Raw genomic sequence first — 19,510 nt, 5'->3', positions numbered from 1 at the left:
TTCTATGAATATGGAGCAAATTGAAGCGTTTATATTCGTTGCCCTGACTGGGAGCTTCAGTAAAACGGCTGATTTGCTGTACCTTTCCCAGCCAACCGTCAGCATGCGAATCAAGGCACTCGAAACATCGTTGGACTGTAAATTGTTCCAGCGCACGGGGCATACCATCTCCCTAACCAAAGAAGGAGACCTGTTCCTTCCATACGCCAAAAATATCATGCACCTGCTGCAGGAAGGGCAGCAGGCTATCCAGCGCTCCCACGGCGACGTAGAAGGCGAGTTGACCATCTCGGCAGTATTCGTCTCGGCCTTTTACATTCTGCCTGCATTGGTTGAGCAATTTCAGCAGCTTTACCCCAAGATCAAGCTGACGATTCTCACCGGACATTCCCACCAGGTGCTCGATATGGTGCTTAATCACGAGGTATCGTTCGGCATAGCCCGGGCTGTTACCCATCCGCAAATTAATCGCATTCAATTGATGTCCGATGATATGGTGCTGGCCATTTTCCCAGAGCATCCCTTCGCCTTCCGCCACCAGGTTTCGATTGAAGAGGTTGCCCGCGAGCCACTGATCCTGTTCAATCGCGGCTCGCTCGACTGGAAGCTGATCAACAATGCCTTCAGTCATTACCAGCTGCAAAACAACGTCGTCATGGAGGCAGACAATATCGAAGTGGTCAAACGGATGGTCAAGCAAAAGCTGGGCATCGCCTTTTTGCCCCGTTTTGCCATTACCCGGGATTTGCAAGAGGGTGAGCTGAAAGAAGTAGCGGTGCTCAATCTGCCCCAAATCAATCGCAATTTTGAACTGATCTACCTGAAGGATACGCCATTTCACGGGATCATGCGAACGTTTGTTGATTTTTTACTGAATCAGAAAGTATAACTTCATGAACTTGCTTCCTGATCATGCAAAGCAAGGTATTGGAAGGGCCACCGAAAAGCCCGTAGCCTAATGGTTACGAGCTTTTTTTCTTTTTACGTATTACTTTGAGAGGATGTCCGCTGAACAGAAGCGTTCGATTAATTCATTCATTTCATTTGGACTGTCGATGTTGGGAAAATGCGCGGAGTTATGAAGCATTACATGTTTGGCATGGGAAATTTGACTGGCAAGTCTCTCTGCTGTTCGAATAAAATCGGGATGGTCCAACTGACCGGAAACAATCAATGTCGGTACCCAAACTTCCTCCAAGCGTCCCCTAGGGTCGGGCTCAAGCCATGTCGGTTTATTCCCCTGCGCTGCTGACTGGCTAAAAATTTCGCGAAAGATCTCATTGAGCCATTCGCGCCTTTCTTGCACGCGCCCTTTTTGCTGCTCGGGACCATCTAAAAGCAGATGAAGATTGATATCCAGCGCTTCTTCTATATTTCCGTGATGGAATGCTTCCGTCATCTTTTTGAACCATTGCTGCCTGTCCTCAGATGGTGGCTCGAAGCCGCCTGGACAAACAAGAACGAGCCGCTCTACCATTTCAGGATAGGCTAGAGCGAATTCTACACCCACATAGCTGCCAAAGGATGCCCCCACAAATGATGCCTTTTCTATCTGCAGCGTTTGCAAGAGAGAATGGATGTCCTCATACAAGGTAAACGGAAAGCCGGGATCTTTCGTTTTTCCAAGACCTCTCAGGTCAAACCGAATGACCTGGAACTGTTTGGAAAGTGCGTCCATCTGCGGTTCCCACATCCGACTGTCCAATGGAGCTCCGTGCAAGAATACAATCGAGTTTCCTTTACCTGCGATCTCGTAATAAATGTCCGCTTCCTTAACCGTTACAAACCCTGTTTGTCCCAATCCCTTCACCCTCTTCACTGAAATCCGGACTCCTCATCCAGATTTTAACATATTGGATGTCAGAATTGTTTTGTCATCATTGTTACGAAAAAAAGGCGATATCCTCGCCTTTTCATGATGAATCTTCTTATTCGTGACCGAGCAGCGCTTCCAGCACCTTTTGTACTTTCACACCCGTCTCAAAAGTAACCAGTCTAGCTTCGCCGCCATCTATCGCAGTCGCCAGCTCATCTAATAGCAATGACAGGCGGTCGAACGGTGCGATCTCCACCGGTACAGGCGCATCCCCGTTTCCACCGACAAAAAGATTCGCCCAGTTCACGACGCTAAGCGTGCCCTCTGTACCATATATCCGATAATCCAAGTGCTCCTGATGACCAATACCAGCGAGCCCATTAATCGTAACAGGCGTCCCATCTGCCAATCGCAAATAAGCGGATACCCCTGTTTCGCAAGCGGCTGGATCTGCCGGATATTCGACCTCGGAGCGAACGACCTCTACATCGCCGAACAACGCATACGTCAAATGGGTAAAATGGGGCAGGACTTCGCGGATGAATCCACCCTGCTCTCGGCCAGACAGCCAAGGCGTTTGCTGCCATGGACGCGGCCACTGGTGGAAATGAGTCAAAATGTCGATTCGGCGGATCGTCCCCAACTCTTCCAAGCGAGAGCGCAGCTGCGGGAAGATCGCCTGATAGTAGAGCGGGAAATTCATCGCATGAATCACTCCCGCCTCTTTTGCAGCTGCCAGCATTTCTTCCGCTTCCGCGAGAGAATTCGCCAATGGCTTTTCGCACAGCAAATGCTTTTTGTGAGCCAGCACATCCAAAGCGATGGCGTGATGGAACTTCGGAGGAACGGCCAAATAAATGACGTCCAGCTCTTCCTTTTCCAATAACAGCTTGTAATCTGTATACCAAGGCACGTCTTCGGATAGTTTAGCTGCTTCTTGTGCCCTTTCTGCTGATACATCACTCACTGCTGCTACGCGAAATTTTTCGTGAGTACGCATCGCATTCATCATGCGCTCACCCATTACACCTGCACCGATGACACCTACATTCCATTTTTTCTGGTTCATCTCGTTTCCCTCGTTTCTTGATGAAAGTTCTCCCTACCCCATTTCTCCATTTACCTGAACTTTCCTTGTGAATAAACAATTGAATTGAAAAAAAGAGAGTTACAAGCGTCGTCCGTTCGATCCCGTACATCACTGGTAATTGTGACACTACGCGATAAATTGTAACGGGGGATACTCTGAATGGACAGGGATTCTCCTCATTCCCGAGCGTGTCCCATTGACACGCAACCATTTGGTTTCGTATACTCAAAAAGCGAAACGTTTTGGTTTCCTATTTTTTTGGTACTCGTTACAAACAAACTTTATGATACGGAGGAATTCCTTATGTCCAACCACTCCATTCCAGACATTGTCCAAACCCAAGTATTTCAGGCACCGCTGCAAAAAGTATGGGATGCAGTCGCAACAGCAGATGGCATCGCCGCCTGGTTCATGCCCAACGATTTTCAGCCTGTGGCAGGACAAGCCTTCACCATCCACTCCCCATATGGCGACTCGCCTTGCGAAGTGCAGGAGATTGATCCGCCTAACCGCCTTGTGTTCAAATGGGGGAAAGACTGGGTCATTACCTTTGCCTTAAAAGAGTTGGATGGACGGACAGAATTTACGCTGATCCACTCCGGCTGGTCGGAAGATACCGTTACCGAGTTCGGTGAAACGCATACAGTTGTACGCGATCGAATGAACCAAGGCTGGGATTCAAGTGTGCTGCCGAAGCTGAAGGCGTACGTGGAAGCGTAAATGGGCGCCTCACCTGCCAAGCACGACGTATTTCAGGCGATAGCCGATCCGACTCGCCGCAAGCTGCTTGAATTGCTCACCGATCGTGACATGGCTGTGACGGTAATCAGCTCGCATTTTCCCATCAGCCGTACTGCCGTCTCCAAGCATCTGCGCATTCTCAGCGATGCCGGTCTGGTCAAGGAGCAAAAGGTAGGGCGTGAGACACGGTATCGTCTGCAGCCCGAGCCGCTTCAAGAGCTGCAAAGCTGGTTATCCTACTACGAGCGCTTCTGGGACAATAAATTGAATGCCCTCAAGCGACTGGTAGAAAACAATCCGACCACAGACAACGAACCTGCCGGTCCACGTCTTGTTCACAACAATGAAGGGCAAACAATAGAAGTACCTGATAAAAAATAGCTTGTCCGCAACAAAAAGGATAGCGACACGAGATACATCTGATGTCGCTATCCTTTTCATTTACTGGGAATTTCGCTTCTCGATTGACTCTTGATTTCCTTGACGCCCTTCCTTAATCACATCTCGGAATTCCTGATTTCCGTTATGGACAGACTCTCTCCACAGCCGATTACCTGTATCCACGGCGTACTGCCAGATCTGCTGTTTCCGATCAATGATCATATTATCGGTTTGCATAATTTCTCGAGTGAGGACGCTGTTGTTTCTGTTGCAGCCGCTGTCTTTGCTTGCTTCTCGGCTTCCTGGCTGACAGGCGTAGCTTGCACCTCTGAACCCGGCTGGCTGCAGCTTGTCAAAAGCAGCGCTGCCAGCAGGATCAGGACTGTCCCTTTTTTCAAAGAACGTTCCCCCTTCAAAAACCACTACTCCCAAGTGTCCCAAATAATCCCAACTGCCACAACTGGACGTATTATCCAATCGCATACAGGTCTTTTTTTCTGGAATGGGACATTTTTCAAGCAAGCAGGGCCTTCGTCGGGCAAAAAAAAAAGCAACACAAAGAGTTTATCCCCCTTTGTGCTGCTCTTTGATTGAACTTAATTGGATGAAGCCGTAACCGGCTTCATGCTTCGACGCCCTTCCATGCGCGACAAATACAAGCTGAGTACCAAGATGATCGCACCGAACAAGTACGGTGCATTCAGATGGACTCCATACAAAGTTCCCGCAACTGCCGGGCCAAAAATATTCCCTAAGCTCATATAAGCATTGTTCATCCCTGCGACAAAACCTTGTTCATCTCCCGCTTGCTTGGATAGCAGCGTGTTGATCGCTGGACGCATGATCGACGTCAGGGTAAAGAAGAGAACAGTGAGCACAAGCATATACCAGAAATTACCTGATAGCAGCATCAGCACAATGGCAACTGCGGAAAAGAAAAATGTCCAGTTGATCAGTTTTTTCTCGCCAAAACGAGTAATGAGCTTACCGATCAGCACTGCTTGAACAATCGTTCCGGCGAGTGCCCCCACTGTAATAATGATGGAAATATCACGAGGTGTATATCCGAATTTGGCATCTACAAACAGTGGAAAGATCACTTCAAAATTGGCTAAGCCAAAGGTCATCGTGAAAATCAGCACGAGCATGATGAAATACGACGATTTAAAGGAAGAACCCAGTTGCAGAAAAATGTTTTCCTTCTTTGACTGATCGTTTCGTGCAGCCAACTGTTTTTCTTTGGAAAGAGACTCGGACAAAAAGAATATGGAGCCAATCGACGCCACAGCAGCAACCGCGGCTGAAATGTAAAATGGCATCCGCAGCCCCAGCTCCGCTAGGAAACCACCAATCCCAGGGCCAATAACAAAGCCAAGTGACATCGCCGCGCCTAGAAGTCCAAGCCCTTTTCCGCGCTTATCCTCGGTTGTGATATCTGCTACATAGGCAAGCATGGACGGAATCATCGCCGCTGCACCGATTCCCCCGATCAAACGGGAAAGATACAGTACCCATGTGTGTTCCGCCAAAGCAAAAACCAAATTGGAGATGGTAAACAATACAAGACCAGATACGATCATCATTTTACGACCGTATTTATCCGACCATTCCCCCGCAATGGGTGAAAAAAGAAACTGTGTTAATCCAAATGCCGCGACAAGGTAACCGGCTGTTTTTCCACCCGCTCCGAATTCCTTTAAGAACTCGGGCAGGATTGGAATAATGAGGCCGATTCCAAGCATCGCAATAAACATGTTAATCATTAGAAAGAGAATCGGTCGCCCACTATTCCCAGAAGCATTCATATTCATTTATCCATTCCTATCCGTTTATAGATTTGTTTTTTCTCTCTATTTATCCTTGGAGCTTCGCTTTCACACTTTCAATTACGGCACGCCAGATGGTTGGATCAGACGTGATGTTTTCTTTGAAGGAACGGTACAGGTCTTTCTGTTTCTCTTCAAAATCAGGGGAATCCGTTGCTGGCAAGGTAGAACGCAAAGAAGTGATCATCTCCTGTACTTCTAGGGCACGTGGTCCCCACACCGCTGTTTCGTGACCTTCCTGATCGAGGAAAATGAAAATCGGAATCGCTCTGGATGTTCCATTGGTCAAATACTGATCCATCAGTTCCAGGTTCTCGTCACGAATGAGATAACGCCACTCGATGTTACTCTCTTCTGCTATCCGCTGCAAAACAGGAACATTCAAGGCAGCGTCTCCGCACCAATCAGCAGTAAGGACGATACCTTTCCCATTTTTCTTGGCAACCTCTTGCCAGACGGCCCGGTCTTCATCGGTAAATTCGAGCTGTTCATAAACGCGTGTCATTTCATCCCGATTTACCTTCATACTCTCCAAGTACTGACCGAATGTCATCCCTTTTTCATACCAAACACTGTGATCGACCGTAGCCATCTTACATTCCCCTGCCTTTATTGTAAATGTGTTATTGCTCCCAAATTGCGGAACTGCCTAACCGATTTCGAATGCTTGATTTTCTCGCTATAAAGCCCCCGCTTGATCGCGATGCCTGCCTTTTCGCTGTTTTCGCAGTGAGCTCTCTAAACCACTCTTTATCTTTGGTTACCAGCGCCAGATCGATCAAATCACTCATATGCTCTTCATCCTCGAAGGTCGACACCGGAAGGACATCAATCCATTGTTTTACCGTTACGATGCTTTTGCCTACTGCGATGTCGTTGTCACTGTCCACCACATATACTTTCACGGTACCTCGTAATGAATCAGTGCTTTCAACAAAGCCGTGTATTAACTCTCCATTTTTGGTTTTGCCAGTGACCCAATCCCCAATTTCCACAAGCTCTCCGTGATTCATACTGTCGCACCACCTTAATTGTTGTTATAAAAGTTACAGTTTGGCTAAGGAACATCGTCCCTACTTTTCTTTCCTTACTTGGCATGATCCTTGCTTAATTTTTTCCAATACCGATTCAATCGTAATCCGATCCAGGTAATTCGTAAAATAGACTTCTGCTTCACAAAAAATTTGATCCATTACATTATGCATATTAGCAGAAACCAGACATGATTCTTCCGGATCTCCTGAGCACCAATGCGGCTTCAATGTTCCATTGGAGACGGAGCGATAAATCTGGGCCAAAGTGACCTTTGTTGGATCACAGCCCAAAATATAGCCGCCACCGATTCCCTCTTTTGTCTTCACGAAGCCCTGGTTACGCAAAATACTCATGATTTTGCGAATTCTGGCTGGATTGGTACGTACATTTTTTGCGATAAGCTCACTGCTAGCCATATGGTCCGGTATGTGAGCCAATAAGACTAGACTGTGGACAGCTATAGTAAATTCACTATTCACTTCACAGACAGCCTCCTCAAGAGCGATACTGTAATCATATTGCGTACAGTTAAGAAAGTCAATAACACAAGTTTCGCGATTATACATTCTTATACACTGGAAAAAGGAGCCTTGGCAGGGCTCCTTTTTCGTTTTGCTCCGCATCAACTGCACGCTCAATCAGATGTCTCTTCCGGTTTTATCACATACACGCAGCGGTTGTCACCTTTTAAAATATGCTCGCCTCTTGAGATCTGGGCACCGTCGCCAAGGACTTCCTGGAACATTTCCAATTCCTTGTTGCAAATGCCGGTGCACGCTTTTGCCGCCTCGCAAACCGGGCAATGCTTTTCCACCAAATAGAATGAGCCATCGGGGTTTTCAATAATATCGGCCATATACCCCTCAGACGTACGTGACTCTGCGAATGCCTGTAATTTTTCCTTCAATGGAAGGCTCGTCGGAATTTTGCTCTGATAATCCTTGACTAATTTTCTGTTGCGGATCTCCAGCAGTTTATCCAGACCTTCTTCTCCAAACGCTTCTTTCATGGATTCGATCAAACTGACTGTAAGATCGGCGTACCCGTCCGGAAAAAGCCGATTCGCCTCGGAGGTAAGCGTCCACATCTTCGCAGGTCGCCCCATCGCTCTTGACTCTTCTGAGAAGGTGACCAGCTTTTGCTCTTGCAGATCGTACAAATGCTGCCGCACTGCCATTGCGGTAACACCTAGCTCGGTTGCCAAGTGATTGGCATCCATCGGTCCGTTTTGTTTGAGCAATTTCACAATGGCTCTTCTTGTTCTTTCGGCCCCTTCTTTTGCCTGGGAATTCTTTTTTTTCATTCCATTCACCTTCAAATTTGGTCCTAAAAACATTATAAAGAAAAATGTTGACAAAGTCAAAACCATTGGTATATTTTGTTTGTAAAGATCTTTCTTTATAAAGAAATTTCTTTAAAAACCATCCGGGTTTTGCATTTACTTTTGAATACATGAAGGAAGGTGAACAGGTTGTCTTCTGAACAAAGCATTTTTGCACCACGCTATCTAGCATTATCGATCGGCATCATATTGGCTGCGATGACTATCGGGTTTGAAGGATTGGCCGTCACGACGGTCGCCCCCGCCATCGCCGGCGATTTGCAAGGCATTCATCTCTTCGGTTGGATATTCAGCGCTTATCTGCTCGCACAAATAGTCGGTACATTGGTGATAGGTCGCCAAATTGATAGAAAAGGACCAGCTATGCTATTTAGCATCGCCATTGTATTATTTGCTGTCGGTCTGGTCGTGGCCGCTGTCGCAACCAACATGTACGTTCTGATCGGCTCACGCGCTCTGCAAGGATTTGGTGCAGGCGCGATGTACACTTGCATCTACACAGCCATCTCCTTGAGCTATCCGGATGAGCTGCGCGCCAAAATTTTGGGCGCTCTCGGCACAGCCTACGTTTTGCCTTCGATGCTCGGTCCTTATGTAGCCGGTCTGATTGCCCAGTACTGGTCTTGGCGGTTCGTTTTCTGGGGCGTTCTTCCATTTCTACTGCTGGCCGTGCTCCTCAGCCTGCCCGTCTTCCGCAAATTGAAAATGCCGAGCAGCCAGGCAAAGAGCGAAACAAGCGTCGTCGGGCTGTCTGTCCTGCTGGCAATCGGTACCGGTCTATTCCTCAGCGGTCTTGGCATGCTTCCAAAGGCAACAGGAATCATCCTGCTTGTGGCCGGCCTGGTGCTCATGATCCAGCCACTCCGCAAACTGCTGCCGACAGGAACATTTACTTTCCGCTCAGGATTGGCGTCGCTCATCGCCTCGCGTGGATTGTTTTTCGCCGCCTATGTCTGCACGCAAAACTTTCTTGTGCTCGCCTTGACTGATACGAAAGGACTTGCGGCAGACCGAGCTGGACTGGTCGTGGCAAGTGCCGCCTTGAGCTGGTGCATCGTAGCCATTTTGCAGGCACGCTGGGATGCGGCAGATCAAGGGCGCGGCCGGAATAAACGGATCATGATCGGTATCCTGCTGATGATTCTCGGGATCGGCGTCATGGCCTCAGTACCTACGCTCAATATCGCGATGGCCGTGCTTGGAGAAATCATTGCTGGTATCGGAATTGGCTTGGCCCATACGACGAGTGGTACCGTCGCTTTCTCCTTGGCAAAAGAGGGGGAATCCGGACAGGTTTCCGGTAGCCTGCAATTTGCTGATTCATTTACGCCTGGCGTAGCCGTCGGAATCGGCGGTGCAATTATCGCGATGAGCCAAACCGCAGGAATGTCCATGCAATACGGAATTACAATTGCGATGGCATTTAACCTTGCCTTGGTATTGCTCAGTGTGGTTGCGAGTGCGCGAACCAAACAGGCCCAGTCAACGAGCCAATCGTCGCTTTGATTCGCTACTCGTACGGCCCAAGCAGATGATCTGCAAAGAGAAAGGACACTTCTTGAGAGAAAAGAAGTGTCCTTTGCGTTTACAAGATCGCTTCACAACTTTTCACAAGCAGGATTTCATCGCGAATCGGAATGCCGTTATCCACTACCAACGGGATTTCCGGCTTGATTTTTCGTGCCTGCTCCACTGCATTCACATACAGCTGGCTGAACTGATACCCTTTTTCTTTGGTAAAAGCCCCCAGTGCATGCGTGGTGTCGTTCGTCGTCACAAGTCTTAGAAGCGTGCAGCCTTTTTGTTTCGCTGTTTCCTCCACTTGCTGCATGAGCGCCGAGCCAATCCCCTTGTTTGGTACCAGGCTGTCCAACGAAATGATTCACTCAGCGTCTTTGCGACGAAGTCCTCGCTGTCGTTGCAGATGACGGGATGCTTTGCCTATGCCCATTATAAGGACCATACTCAGCATGAGCACATATGATGACAGCAAACTGCATACGCAGAAAGGAAGATTCTGCAAATGTCGACAGCAAGCGAGAAGGGCATCCTGATCGGGAAAGAGCCCCGAAACAGTGCTTTGTCCATTATCCCCAACGCTGGTCAAGTCGATTCCACAGTTCGCTATTACGCTACTAGTTCAACAGTTGGAATTTTCTTTACTCCGCACGAGGCACGCTTGCACCTGGTCTCCCCTCGTTCAAACCTCACCTTGTCTCTCCAGTTTTTGTATGCCAGTGAGAATGTTCAACTATCCGGACAGCAAGAACTGGCCGGTAAAGTTCATTACCTCAAAGGCTGCGATTCTTCCAAATGGATTACGAATTTAAAGACGTTCAGCGAGATTGCCTATCGGGAATTGTGGCCAGGAATTGATCTGATGTTCTCCAGCTCCCACGGACGATTGAAATACACCTTTATTGTCCAGCCGGGAGCAGGCGTCACGGATATCCGCCTGGCTTATCGCGGAGCGGAACGCTTATCTCTTGATGAAGCTGGAAACCTGGTCATTCACACCTCAGTCGGAAATCTTATGGACGAGCGGCCGGTTTGCATTCAAAATACCAACAACGGACAAACTTTCGTCAAAAGCCGATTTTATCTGTCAACAGATGCGTTTGGCGATTTTTTTGGCGTTGAACTGGAAGACAATTATGACCCCATGTATCCTTTAATCATTGATCCCGGCCTTTTGTATTCCACTTATCTGGGAGGAACCATAGAAGGATCACAAGCAGCAGGAATCGCGGTCAATTCGCAAGGGAATGCTTTTGTGACCGGGTCCACGCTTTCCCCTAATTTCCCGACCACTATCGGCTCTTTTCAACCTACCGATCCCAGTCCTGAATCTTTTGATGCTTATGTCTCGAAGCTGAGTCCGGATGGTTCGCACTTAATTTACTCCACTTATTTAGGCGGAAGTTCCGGCACGACCTCCGCGAATGCGATTGCTCTGGATACTATGGGCAACGCATTTATTACAGGGTTCACCGATTCCCCCAACTTTCCTGTATTCCCGAACCCGGGAGCGTTCCAGACATCGCTCGCTGGAGATTTTGACGCTTTCGTGACCAAGTTTAATGCGGACGGCACAGGATTGCTCTACTCTACGTATCTTGGCGGGTCTGGGGCAGGAAGTCAGGGCGCAGGCATTCGCATCGACACCTTCGGGACAGCATATGTAACGGGGTTCACTCAATCAACTAATTTCCCTACGACTACGGGTGCTTTTCAGGAGACCTATCCAAGCCCTTTATTTCCGGGGACCTTACAGGCATTTATAAGCAAGTTGAATCCTGCTGGCACAGGTACAACCGACCTCATCTATTCTACTTACCTAGGGGGAGACGATGGAGGTAATTCATTAGGGTTTGGCATCGACGCTGATTCCTTAGGAAACGCTCTGGTTACCGGTCAAACGGATTCTCAGGACTTCCCCACCAGTGCCGGAGCTTTTCAACCAGCCGATCCTTCCGTGGTAACCAATTTTACGGATTCTTTTGTTGTGAAATTGAATCCCGCTGGCACTGGGACATCCGATTTGATTTATTCGACATACCTCGGGGGTACAGACGGCAATACGGTGGGCGCGGGAATTAACGTGGATTCGGCAGGCACGATGTATGTTACGGGATCAACAGGCGCAGATGACTTCCCTACTACCAGCAATTCGTTTCAACCCGCTGATCCAAGCGGCGTAGGTGTAAATGATGCCTTTTTTACCAAACTCAATCCGAATAATTCAGGAGCGGCGGATCTCGTCTACTCTACGCACCTCGGCGGTGTCAGCGTTGAAGCAACAGGGACGGTTGGAAAAGGCATTGCGATAGACGCGATCGGCAATGTATACCTTACTGGGTTCACTTTTTCGCCCCTCTTTCCCACAACGCCTGATGCCATCCAGCCCGCCGATCCTAGCGGTCCTGCGATAGAAGATGCTTTTTATACGAAGCTGCGACCTGTGAGCATGGGTTTAGCTGATTTGGTCTTTTCGACGTACCTGGGTGCCAATACCGGCTCTACGACAGGCAACGGAATAGCCCTTGATCCATTGCTTGACGTGTACATCACAGGAGATACATTCGCCTCCAACTTCCCTACGACCCCGGGTGCTTTTCAGATGAGCGATCCCAGCCCGGATTTCATCAATGCGTTCGTGCTCAAAATCGGTCAAGTTTGTCCGCCAGATATTACGGTAGACGCTGAGGCCGGGCAGACCGGCGCATTTGTCTTTTTTGCCTCCCCTGCCGGCACGATATGCTCCCCCCCCCTCGGGCTCCTTTTTCCCTTTGGGAACGACCACCGTGACCTGCAATGCAGCCGATTCCACTTCCTGTTCATTTTTGGTTACGGTCATTACGATTACACCTACTCCCACTCCGACACCGCTGCCCGGAAATCTCCAGCCACAAGTCATCCGCGTAAAAAAGATATACGATTGGGTGGTCGTAACGAACAGTGTAAGACTGTATATTGATTTGAACGGTGATACTGAATAATGTAAACGAGTGATGAGGAAGCCGATTGTCCCCTATGTGGGTCAGTCGGCTCCATTGCTTTGCTGGTGACTGAAAAAGCTCATGTTGCCCGCAAAAGCGAACATGAGGACGCAAACTTTACTTTTGCAAAATCTCCATGATCTCTGCTTTTTTCTGCGCAAACGCATCGCCCTCTAGCACGGGGAGAAAATCATGTCTCGGAATCTCCGCTAGCAGGTCGTGCCACGATTTGCAGCCTTGGTAAGCAGCCTCGATTGGGATTATGACAGGCTGCTGCAGGCGATACATGCGCACAAATAAAATATGGAGAGGCTGCTTTTTCTTCCAGTGCAGGCGGACATCCGCGAAGTTGTCTGTCCAAATATGGTACGGGGAAAGTGCACGCAGCTTTGCTTCATCCATTAGCCTGGCTTCGTCAGTCACTTCGGCAAAATACTCGATTGCTACTGTTTTCTGATCACTCGTCCAGCCTTCCAAGGTCGCATCGAGCAGATGATGATAGGCTGGCTTGACCATGTCCCGCTTCTGGTGCTCATAGGTCGGATACAAGTAAAATTGATTATTTTCCAAACGGAATTCTCGGGTTTCTTCGTATAATCCACCCTTGCGAATGGTGATGATTTGCTCCCCTTGTCCCAGGGCTTTGACAGCGACCGCCCATTCTTTCAAGCTCAAAGGCGACAGCGGTTGTACGATCGTCTGCATGCAGCCACGGCTCCTTTCTTATGTCAGAATCGTTTGCTGACTTTAGTCTAGCAAAAAATCAACTCTGTTGGGAAGTGGCCCGCAGCAGTTCATCCACATGCTGGATTGCTTTGGTCAGTCTTTCCTGATAAGTGCCCGCGATCGTTACGTACGCGATATTTCGATCATCTATCATCTGCTTCAGCTTTTCGTGATTGGCCCAGCGCACACGCTCTTCCCCATGTACCCGCAGCCCATCCTCCACCCAAGCCACATCTGGCTCCATGAAAAGCCACAAGTCGTACTCTTGCTCATTCGCCATTTGATCAAGGACCGCGAACGATTGATCCGCATACAGCTCTGAGTAAAACTGAGTGACAATCGCTTCCGTATCAATGAACAAGAGTTTGTTTGCCTGCCTCAGCGCCTCAAATTCCTTCATTTTATGACCGTATGCAATGTAAGGAAAATATTCCTTGGTCATAATCGTTTCGCAGCCGCCAATCTCTTCGCACATGGTGCGCCCGTACTCTTCCACAAACACTGTGTTGTAGATCTTCGCGAGATAGCGCGTCAATGTTGATTTCCCGCAGCTCTCCGTCCCCACAATCACTACCTTTTTCACAAAATCGGGCCGGACGCAAGCTGGTATGTGCTCCCAGTGCCGAAACACGCCCTCGGTTCTGATTTGGGTCGCAGAGATGGGCACATGACTGCGCGCGGCATCAATGATGACATGCTCAGCATCCGGATACAAGCGGCGAAAAATCGGTTCGTATGCTGCTTCCGAGCTGAACACCAAATCAATTTTTTTGGCGATCTGGCGTTTGATATCCGCCGCTCCATCCCCCCAGTCATACGCTTCGTCACTATCCGCCTGATCCTCTACTGCCAGCACATGCACATTTTCCATGTCTTTTACGAGGGTAGATAGCCATCTCAGCCTGACTTCGTAAGGAAGCTCCCTGATCCCTGCCTCTTGGCACAGCTTTCGGTCCCTCTGCGGGCTATGGGAGAGGACGACATACAGCTCATCACAGCGGCAGGCTGCCTGCGTAATCGCGTAGACGTGTCCTTGATGCAGCGGCAAAAACTTTCCGCCAATGAAGCCTACTGTACCCATACCTCTTCCTCCTTTCGCAGGCGATACTGCTTGATCCAATTTCTCAAGCCGTATACCGCATTCACCAAGTATGCACACCACATGACGAGAATCGAGACATCATTGCCGTCCCCAAGGAACGCAACCAGCCACATGTAGATCGTAAACAAATCAATGATGACCCAAACGACCCACTGCTCAACCAACCGCTTGACCATAAAAATCATCGCAAGTATAGAGAGAATGGCAGTGAGCGAATCTACGAAGGGCAGGGCACCACCCATTTGCTTCAGCACCAGACCGTAGACAATCGTTGCGGCGATGCAAAGTGAGCTCCACCCGATACGAGCACGGTTGCTCAAAACAGTTACTTTGACATCGTTTTGCCTTACATCCGACACCCGGTTTTTGCGCCACATCATGAGCCCAATAAATTGCATCGGTAAAAAATAGAGAAGATTCAGCATGACTTCGCCATAATATTTTTGACCGTAAGCAATAAAAGCGTACAGCACCACATTGACGATGCCCGGGTAGTAATTGAACGTTTTGCCTTTGGCGACGAGCACGACGCAGAGCATGCCGGTCAGCGAAGCACACAATCCGATAACCGTATCATCGAGGGCAAAAAACAGATAGACCGAAATCAGGGTGAAAGAGAGCAGCCACAGACGCTCAAACCAGCTCCAGTCCGAGAATAGGTCAAATCGCTTGGCACTCATGCGAATCTCTCCTTAAATGCCCGCAGGTTTTCCTGACGAGCAGAGTTGTCATAAATCGCAAAGACAATGCGTTTAAAGTACTGAGCGTACTTTTCTTCCATTAATACTGCCGCAAAGTAATCAGCCACTTCATCGGCGTGATTACGAAAAACCCCGCATCCGTAAGCTCCCAAAATAATCGTTCGGTGCCCATGGATGGCTGCCATTCGCAGTATTTTGCGGATCCGCTCTTTCATGACCTGGCCGATCATCCAAGCATTCTGTGGCTCCCTCTCCCGAACAACACCTGCATTCACCGCTGGAGCTGTAATAAAAGAAAGCAAATAGGGAGTAGCAAGCAGTTGCTCAGCCTGATCGCCTCGCTGCTTCCAGACTTGATTCGGCAGATACCTCGATCACCGCACCTGCCTCGTTGACCACATTCGCCAATGCTTGTGGGTTCAAATCGTCTGGTCGATACAAGCGCGAATGGCTGATCGCGTAGGACAGCTCCTCAGACAGGCTGATTTTTTGTCCGTCGTTGTTTACATAGTGGCCTTGCTCTACTATTTGCAGCGTTTCTTGGGCTATTTTCACGCGCCTATTGCGGTTATGTCCTTGCTTCATGTTTGGTTCCTCCCTAATAGCGGGCTACGTCTGATCCATCCACTCCGGATTAAACCGGAAGTATTTCGACGGCCGGTGCCCTGCATGTTTTCGATATTGATTGGTTTCTAAAACTTTATCGGCTACCTTCCTGCGAAATGCGGCGGCCAACAACTCCTTGCCCAAAATTACCTCGTACACCTGCTGCAGCTCTGATAGCGTGAACAGCTCTGGCATGAGTGCAAAGGCGATGTCAGTGTATTCGATCTTGTTTCGCAGCCGCTCCAGCCCATACTGAATAATTTTGGCATGATCAAAGGCAAGCTGGCTCGCCTCCACGATTTCCCTCGTCTCCCGGACTATTCGGCCTGCGACTGTTTTGGTCACCTTGATCGTCGCAGACAGCTCCTCGCCTTCGCTTCTGAGCCTCAGCTCCACCCATTTTTCTTTGATAGATCCGTCGGCAGTCGCCGTTTTGGTCTCGCGCACCCATCTATCCTCGATCCGGAACCACTCCGCATCTGCTGCGTCATCTCCAGCCTTTACTTCCATGGCTTCACTATCTACCAGAGCCATGTAGGAGGTGCTGATTACCCGGGTGCGAGGGTCTCTCCCAACATCCCCCCATGTATAGAGCTGCTCCAAATAAATGTTGTCGATATTGGTTTCCGTACGCAGTTCACGCTTGGCTGCTTCTTCCAGACTCTCCTCTGTTGAAACGAAGCCTCCTGGTAATGCCCACTGGCCCAAAAAGGGATGCTCTCCCCGTTTGACAAGCAAAATTTTCAATGATTTCGGGGAGAGCTTTCTATAGTTTTGCTCCTCTTCGTCCGCAACGGTAAAAACGAGCATGTCGACAGTCACCGATGGTCGCTCAAACTGGCTTGCATCGTAATCGCGAAGAAATTGTTGTTCTGTTTGCCCTTGTTTGTTTACAGGGGATGATTTTTTCATCGCAAACTACTCCTCGTTATCTAGAATCGTTAATTCTATTTTGTTATTATCAAAATGTTAATATTAAGTTGTTGGTATCATAGTAATGCTTCCAGCAAATGGTGTCAACCCTAAAGTGCGGGTATGCGTCTGTCGGGCTGTAGTGGAGGAGAGAAAAACGGAGAAAACGCTCCAGCTTTCTTGTTGGATCATACAAAAAACACTCCAATCCTTAAAGATTGAAGTGTCTTTTTATGTAGCTTTACAGGGAGTCCTCTTAATTATTTCTTGGTATTCGCGATGGGCGACCGAGTAAGATCGCGGAGCAAACCCTTTAATGCAGTCACACATGTTTTGATTTTCCCCACTCCCTGGACCAAATCGAAGCTGATTAGGATGAGCACCCATTGCCAATACATGTAAAAACAATATACTACATTGATGTCATTGTCATACTTAGGAGAAGATGTTCATTATGAAAAAAGATGAAAAAGACAAACGGAAATCGTGTGAAATCGGTCCGGTAAAAGCGAAGGTCCGTCGCAAACAATCAGCTTCCATTCGTGAGGAAGCAGCGGAGTTCCAAGAGGATCGTCCTCTCCCGCCCCATCCGTGCAACGGAGATGAAGAACTGTATTCAAATAAAATCGGCAACTATTCCAAGGGTTTACCTCACAATGGCCTCGGCGAAGTTGACCTAAAAGCCTATGAGTCCTTCATGAAGGCGTTAAAGACTGGTGATCCGGCAGATTTTGAATCTATCCCTTTAGGCGGTGTTGTAAAGCTTACGAATCCCCAGGGAGCGTATGCATTCGATCTGGCGGGACCCGATTCCCATCATTTGGGCATGATTGCACCCCCTGCCTTCAGCAGTGCCTGGGCGGCCAGTGAGATGGCGGAACTTTACTGGCAGGCGCTGACCCGCGATGTGCCTTTTGCAGAATTCAGTACGAACCCGCTGACGATTGCTGCTTCATCTGATTTATCGAACTTTTCCGATTTTCGTGGTCCAAAAGTCGGCGGAGCGGTAACCACGGGGACCTTGTTCCGGGGGAATACACTCGGAGACCTGGTGGGGCCCTATATCTCCCAATTTCTGTGGAAGAACATCCCTAACGGGGCCACAACGGTCATCCAGCGATATCGAACCACCGTGGCCGGCGATAACCACATGACTTCGTATCAGGAATGGCTGGATATCCAGAACGGAATGGCTCCAGCTGCGCAGAATGTATTCGACCCAACGCCTCGTTATATCCGCAGTGGTCGAGATTTAAGTGAATGGGTTCATCGTGACTTCACGTTCCAAGGTTTTCTAGCTGCTTGTCTGATTCTTCTTGGATTAGGACAGAGTGCACTGGATTCAGCCAACCCTTATCTTAATTCGGTGACTCAGGTCGGTTTTGTCACCTTTGGCGGACCACACATATTAGATTTTGTGGTTCGGTCAGCACGGTCCGCACTAGAGGCTTCCTGGTTCCAGAAATGGCTGATTCATCGCCGTCTTAGGCCGGAAGAGTTCGGGGGGCGAGTCCACAACCATTTGACAGGCGCTGCCAGTTACCCGATCAACTCGGAGCTACTCCAGTCGCAGGCAGTTTCCAAGGTCTTCAGTACGTTTGGCAGTTACCTTCTGCCCATGGCCTATCCGGAAGGCTGTCCTACTCATACTTCCTATCCTGCTGGACACGCCTGCATTGCCGGCGCTGGAGTTACGATGCTGAAGGCGTTTAGCAACGAATCGTTCGTGATCCCGAATCCGGTCCAAGCCAGTGCTGATGGCCTCTCATTGCTTCCTTACTCGGGAACACCCCTGACAATCGGCAACGAATTGAACAAACTCGCCGCCAATATAGCTCTTGGCCGAGACACGGCCGGTGTACACTGGCGCTCAGACGGAATAGAGGGGCTAAAGCTGGGTGAATCGGTTGCCATTGGGATCCTGAAGGATTACAGGGAGACCTACAATGAAAAGTTTTGCGGCTTCTCGCTGACAAAATTTGATGGGAAATCCATCACTATCTGATCTGAATTCGTTTAATGACCTTGGCTGGGTTACCACCAACAACCACGTTATCAGGAACATCCTTTGTAACAATCGCTCCGGAAGCAATAACCGCGTTATTGCCTATTTTTACGCCGGGATTGATCACCGCGTGCCCGCCGATCCATACGTTGTGGCCAATTGTGACCGGCTTACCGAATTCCGCTCCGGAGATTCTATCCTGAGCCTCTATGGGATGAGTCGCGGTATAGATATGAACGCCGGGAGCCAGGAAGCAGTTGTCACCTATTCGAATTTCACAAACGTCGAGGAGCACGCAATCGAAGTTTGCAAAGAAGTTCTCACCGACATGGATGTTATAGCCATAATCGCATCGGAACGTAGGCTCGACATATAAATTATTTCCCGTTGAGCCAAACAATTCCCGAAGTAGCTCTTTTCTTTGATCATCCTCGGTTTCAAGCGACTGGTTGAAAAGCCGTGTCAACCGGCGTGCGTTCAAACGATCCTTCACCAACTCTGGATCAGCCGACTGGTAAAGCTCACCGTTTAACATCTTTTCTTTCTCGGTTTTGGTTTTCACAGGGATATTCCTTCCGTAAAAGAGTTCTTTTTAAATTGTAATACCAGCATACGTACCACTACAACAATTGTCCCCTGCCGTATTCGGCAGGGGTTCTTTTTTACCCAGATCGATAGGGCTCTTTCAATTGAACACTCCCTATTTACGTCCCGTAGATGCTGCCGTT

21 protein-coding genes and 1 pseudogene are annotated in these 19,510 nt (G+C 48.9%); 6 read left to right on the top strand and 16 right to left on the bottom strand.

Features of this window, described 5'->3' with window-relative positions:
* The first annotated feature begins 4 nt into the window (after positions 1 to 4).
* Positions 5 to 889, top strand: coding sequence for a LysR substrate-binding domain-containing protein (locus tag ACIFQN_RS02145; protein ID WP_429831360.1), 885 nt, complete (start codon positions 5 to 7; stop codon positions 887 to 889).
* 99 nt (positions 890 to 988) lie between these two features.
* On the opposite strand, the gene ACIFQN_RS02140 is transcribed toward ACIFQN_RS02145, so the two are convergent.
* The gene (locus ACIFQN_RS02140) at positions 989 to 1,819 is read right to left on the bottom strand and encodes an alpha/beta fold hydrolase (RefSeq protein ID WP_429831359.1); all 831 of its coding nucleotides are present in this window, start codon (positions 1,817 to 1,819) and stop codon (positions 989 to 991) included.
* 109 nt (positions 1,820 to 1,928) lie between these two features.
* Positions 1,929 to 2,885, bottom strand: a complete 957-nt coding sequence (locus ACIFQN_RS02135; protein WP_429831358.1) for a Gfo/Idh/MocA family protein — start codon at positions 2,883 to 2,885, stop codon at positions 1,929 to 1,931.
* A 324-nt stretch (positions 2,886 to 3,209) separates the two neighbouring features.
* Here ACIFQN_RS02135 and ACIFQN_RS02130 point away from each other — a divergent pair, with 324 nt between their 5' ends.
* Positions 3,210 to 3,626 (top strand): SRPBCC family protein, encoded by a 417-nt coding sequence (locus ACIFQN_RS02130; protein ID WP_429831357.1) that lies wholly within the window; start codon positions 3,210 to 3,212, stop codon positions 3,624 to 3,626.
* Positions 3,627 to 4,028, top strand: coding sequence for an ArsR/SmtB family transcription factor (locus ACIFQN_RS02125; RefSeq protein WP_429831356.1), 402 nt, complete (start codon positions 3,627 to 3,629; stop codon positions 4,026 to 4,028).
* 60 nt (positions 4,029 to 4,088) lie between these two features.
* On the opposite strand, the gene ACIFQN_RS02120 is transcribed toward ACIFQN_RS02125, so the two are convergent.
* From ACIFQN_RS02120 to ACIFQN_RS02095, 6 genes are all read right to left on the bottom strand, one after another.
* On the bottom strand, positions 4,089 to 4,511 hold the full coding sequence (locus ACIFQN_RS02120; protein WP_429831355.1) for a hypothetical protein: 423 nt from the start codon (positions 4,509 to 4,511) through the stop codon (positions 4,089 to 4,091).
* 113 nt (positions 4,512 to 4,624) lie between these two features.
* Complete coding sequence (locus tag ACIFQN_RS02115; RefSeq protein WP_429831354.1) at positions 4,625 to 5,839, bottom strand: MFS transporter; 1,215 nt, start codon at positions 5,837 to 5,839, stop codon at positions 4,625 to 4,627.
* Positions 5,840 to 5,882: 43 nt separating this feature from the next.
* Positions 5,883 to 6,446 carry a thioredoxin family protein gene (locus tag ACIFQN_RS02110; protein ID WP_429831353.1) on the bottom strand — a complete coding sequence of 188 codons (564 nt, stop codon included), beginning with the start codon at positions 6,444 to 6,446 and terminating at the stop codon, positions 5,883 to 5,885.
* A 31-nt stretch (positions 6,447 to 6,477) separates the two neighbouring features.
* Positions 6,478 to 6,867, bottom strand: a complete 390-nt coding sequence (locus ACIFQN_RS02105; RefSeq protein WP_429831352.1) for an IDEAL domain-containing protein — start codon at positions 6,865 to 6,867, stop codon at positions 6,478 to 6,480.
* Positions 6,868 to 6,927: 60 nt separating this feature from the next.
* The gene (locus ACIFQN_RS02100) at positions 6,928 to 7,368 is read right to left on the bottom strand and encodes an Rrf2 family transcriptional regulator (protein ID WP_429831351.1); all 441 of its coding nucleotides are present in this window, start codon (positions 7,366 to 7,368) and stop codon (positions 6,928 to 6,930) included.
* 155 nt (positions 7,369 to 7,523) lie between these two features.
* On the bottom strand, positions 7,524 to 8,192 hold the full coding sequence (locus tag ACIFQN_RS02095) for a helix-turn-helix transcriptional regulator (protein WP_429831350.1): 669 nt from the start codon (positions 8,190 to 8,192) through the stop codon (positions 7,524 to 7,526).
* A 159-nt stretch (positions 8,193 to 8,351) separates the two neighbouring features.
* Here ACIFQN_RS02095 and ACIFQN_RS02090 point away from each other — a divergent pair, with 159 nt between their 5' ends.
* Positions 8,352 to 9,737, top strand: a complete 1,386-nt coding sequence (locus tag ACIFQN_RS02090) for an MFS transporter (RefSeq protein ID WP_429831349.1) — start codon at positions 8,352 to 8,354, stop codon at positions 9,735 to 9,737.
* Positions 9,738 to 9,816: 79 nt separating this feature from the next.
* On the opposite strand, the pseudogene ACIFQN_RS02085 reads toward ACIFQN_RS02090, so the two are convergent.
* A pseudogene (locus ACIFQN_RS02085) lies at positions 9,817 to 10,113 on the bottom strand (GNAT family N-acetyltransferase); the annotation flags it as partial.
* A 141-nt stretch (positions 10,114 to 10,254) separates the two neighbouring features.
* Here ACIFQN_RS02085 and ACIFQN_RS02080 point away from each other — a divergent pair.
* A complete protein-coding gene (locus ACIFQN_RS02080) occupies positions 10,255 to 12,708 on the top strand; it encodes an SBBP repeat-containing protein (RefSeq protein WP_429831348.1) in 2,454 nt (817 codons plus the stop codon).
* 139 nt (positions 12,709 to 12,847) lie between these two features.
* Here ACIFQN_RS02080 and ACIFQN_RS02075 read toward each other — a convergent pair whose 3' ends face one another.
* The 6 genes from ACIFQN_RS02075 to ACIFQN_RS02050 are packed head-to-tail and all read right to left on the bottom strand — an operon-like array spanning position 12,848 to position 16,777.
* On the bottom strand, positions 12,848 to 13,435 hold the full coding sequence (locus tag ACIFQN_RS02075; protein WP_429831347.1) for a DUF1802 family protein: 588 nt from the start codon (positions 13,433 to 13,435) through the stop codon (positions 12,848 to 12,850).
* A gap of 58 nt (positions 13,436 to 13,493) precedes the next feature.
* Positions 13,494 to 14,537, bottom strand: a complete 1,044-nt coding sequence (gene nadR / locus ACIFQN_RS02070) for a multifunctional transcriptional regulator/nicotinamide-nucleotide adenylyltransferase/ribosylnicotinamide kinase NadR (RefSeq protein WP_429831346.1) — start codon at positions 14,535 to 14,537, stop codon at positions 13,494 to 13,496.
* Entirely contained in the window at positions 14,525 to 15,238 is a 714-nt protein-coding gene (pnuC, locus tag ACIFQN_RS02065) for a nicotinamide riboside transporter PnuC (protein ID WP_429831345.1), read from the bottom strand. The genes nadR and pnuC overlap by 13 nt, the downstream gene beginning before the upstream one ends.
* Entirely contained in the window at positions 15,235 to 15,534 is a 300-nt protein-coding gene (locus ACIFQN_RS02060; protein WP_429831344.1) for a TIGR02452 family protein, read from the bottom strand. Before ACIFQN_RS02060 ends, pnuC begins: the two co-directional genes overlap by 4 nt.
* Before the next feature lie 49 nt (positions 15,535 to 15,583).
* Positions 15,584 to 15,844 carry a poly(ADP-ribose) glycohydrolase domain-containing protein gene (locus tag ACIFQN_RS02055; RefSeq protein WP_429831343.1) on the bottom strand — a complete coding sequence of 87 codons (261 nt, stop codon included), beginning with the start codon at positions 15,842 to 15,844 and terminating at the stop codon, positions 15,584 to 15,586.
* A gap of 24 nt (positions 15,845 to 15,868) precedes the next feature.
* Positions 15,869 to 16,777 carry an NUDIX hydrolase gene (locus ACIFQN_RS02050; RefSeq protein ID WP_429831342.1) on the bottom strand — a complete coding sequence of 303 codons (909 nt, stop codon included), beginning with the start codon at positions 16,775 to 16,777 and terminating at the stop codon, positions 15,869 to 15,871.
* A 454-nt stretch (positions 16,778 to 17,231) separates the two neighbouring features.
* On the opposite strand from ACIFQN_RS02050, the gene ACIFQN_RS02045 reads away from it, so the two are divergent.
* Positions 17,232 to 18,782 (top strand): vanadium-dependent haloperoxidase, encoded by a 1,551-nt coding sequence (locus ACIFQN_RS02045; protein WP_429831341.1) that lies wholly within the window; start codon positions 17,232 to 17,234, stop codon positions 18,780 to 18,782.
* On the opposite strand, the gene ACIFQN_RS02040 is transcribed toward ACIFQN_RS02045, so the two are convergent.
* Complete coding sequence (locus tag ACIFQN_RS02040; RefSeq protein WP_429831417.1) at positions 18,775 to 19,317, bottom strand: sugar O-acetyltransferase; 543 nt, start codon at positions 19,315 to 19,317, stop codon at positions 18,775 to 18,777. The genes ACIFQN_RS02045 and ACIFQN_RS02040 overlap by 8 nt on opposite strands.
* Positions 19,318 to 19,510: the final 193 nt, after the last annotated feature.

The organism is Brevibacillus sp. NRS-1366 (genome assembly GCF_050467985.1).
Note: the sequence above shows the minus strand (reverse complement) of the source record. Positions and strands in the feature narration are given on the sequence as shown.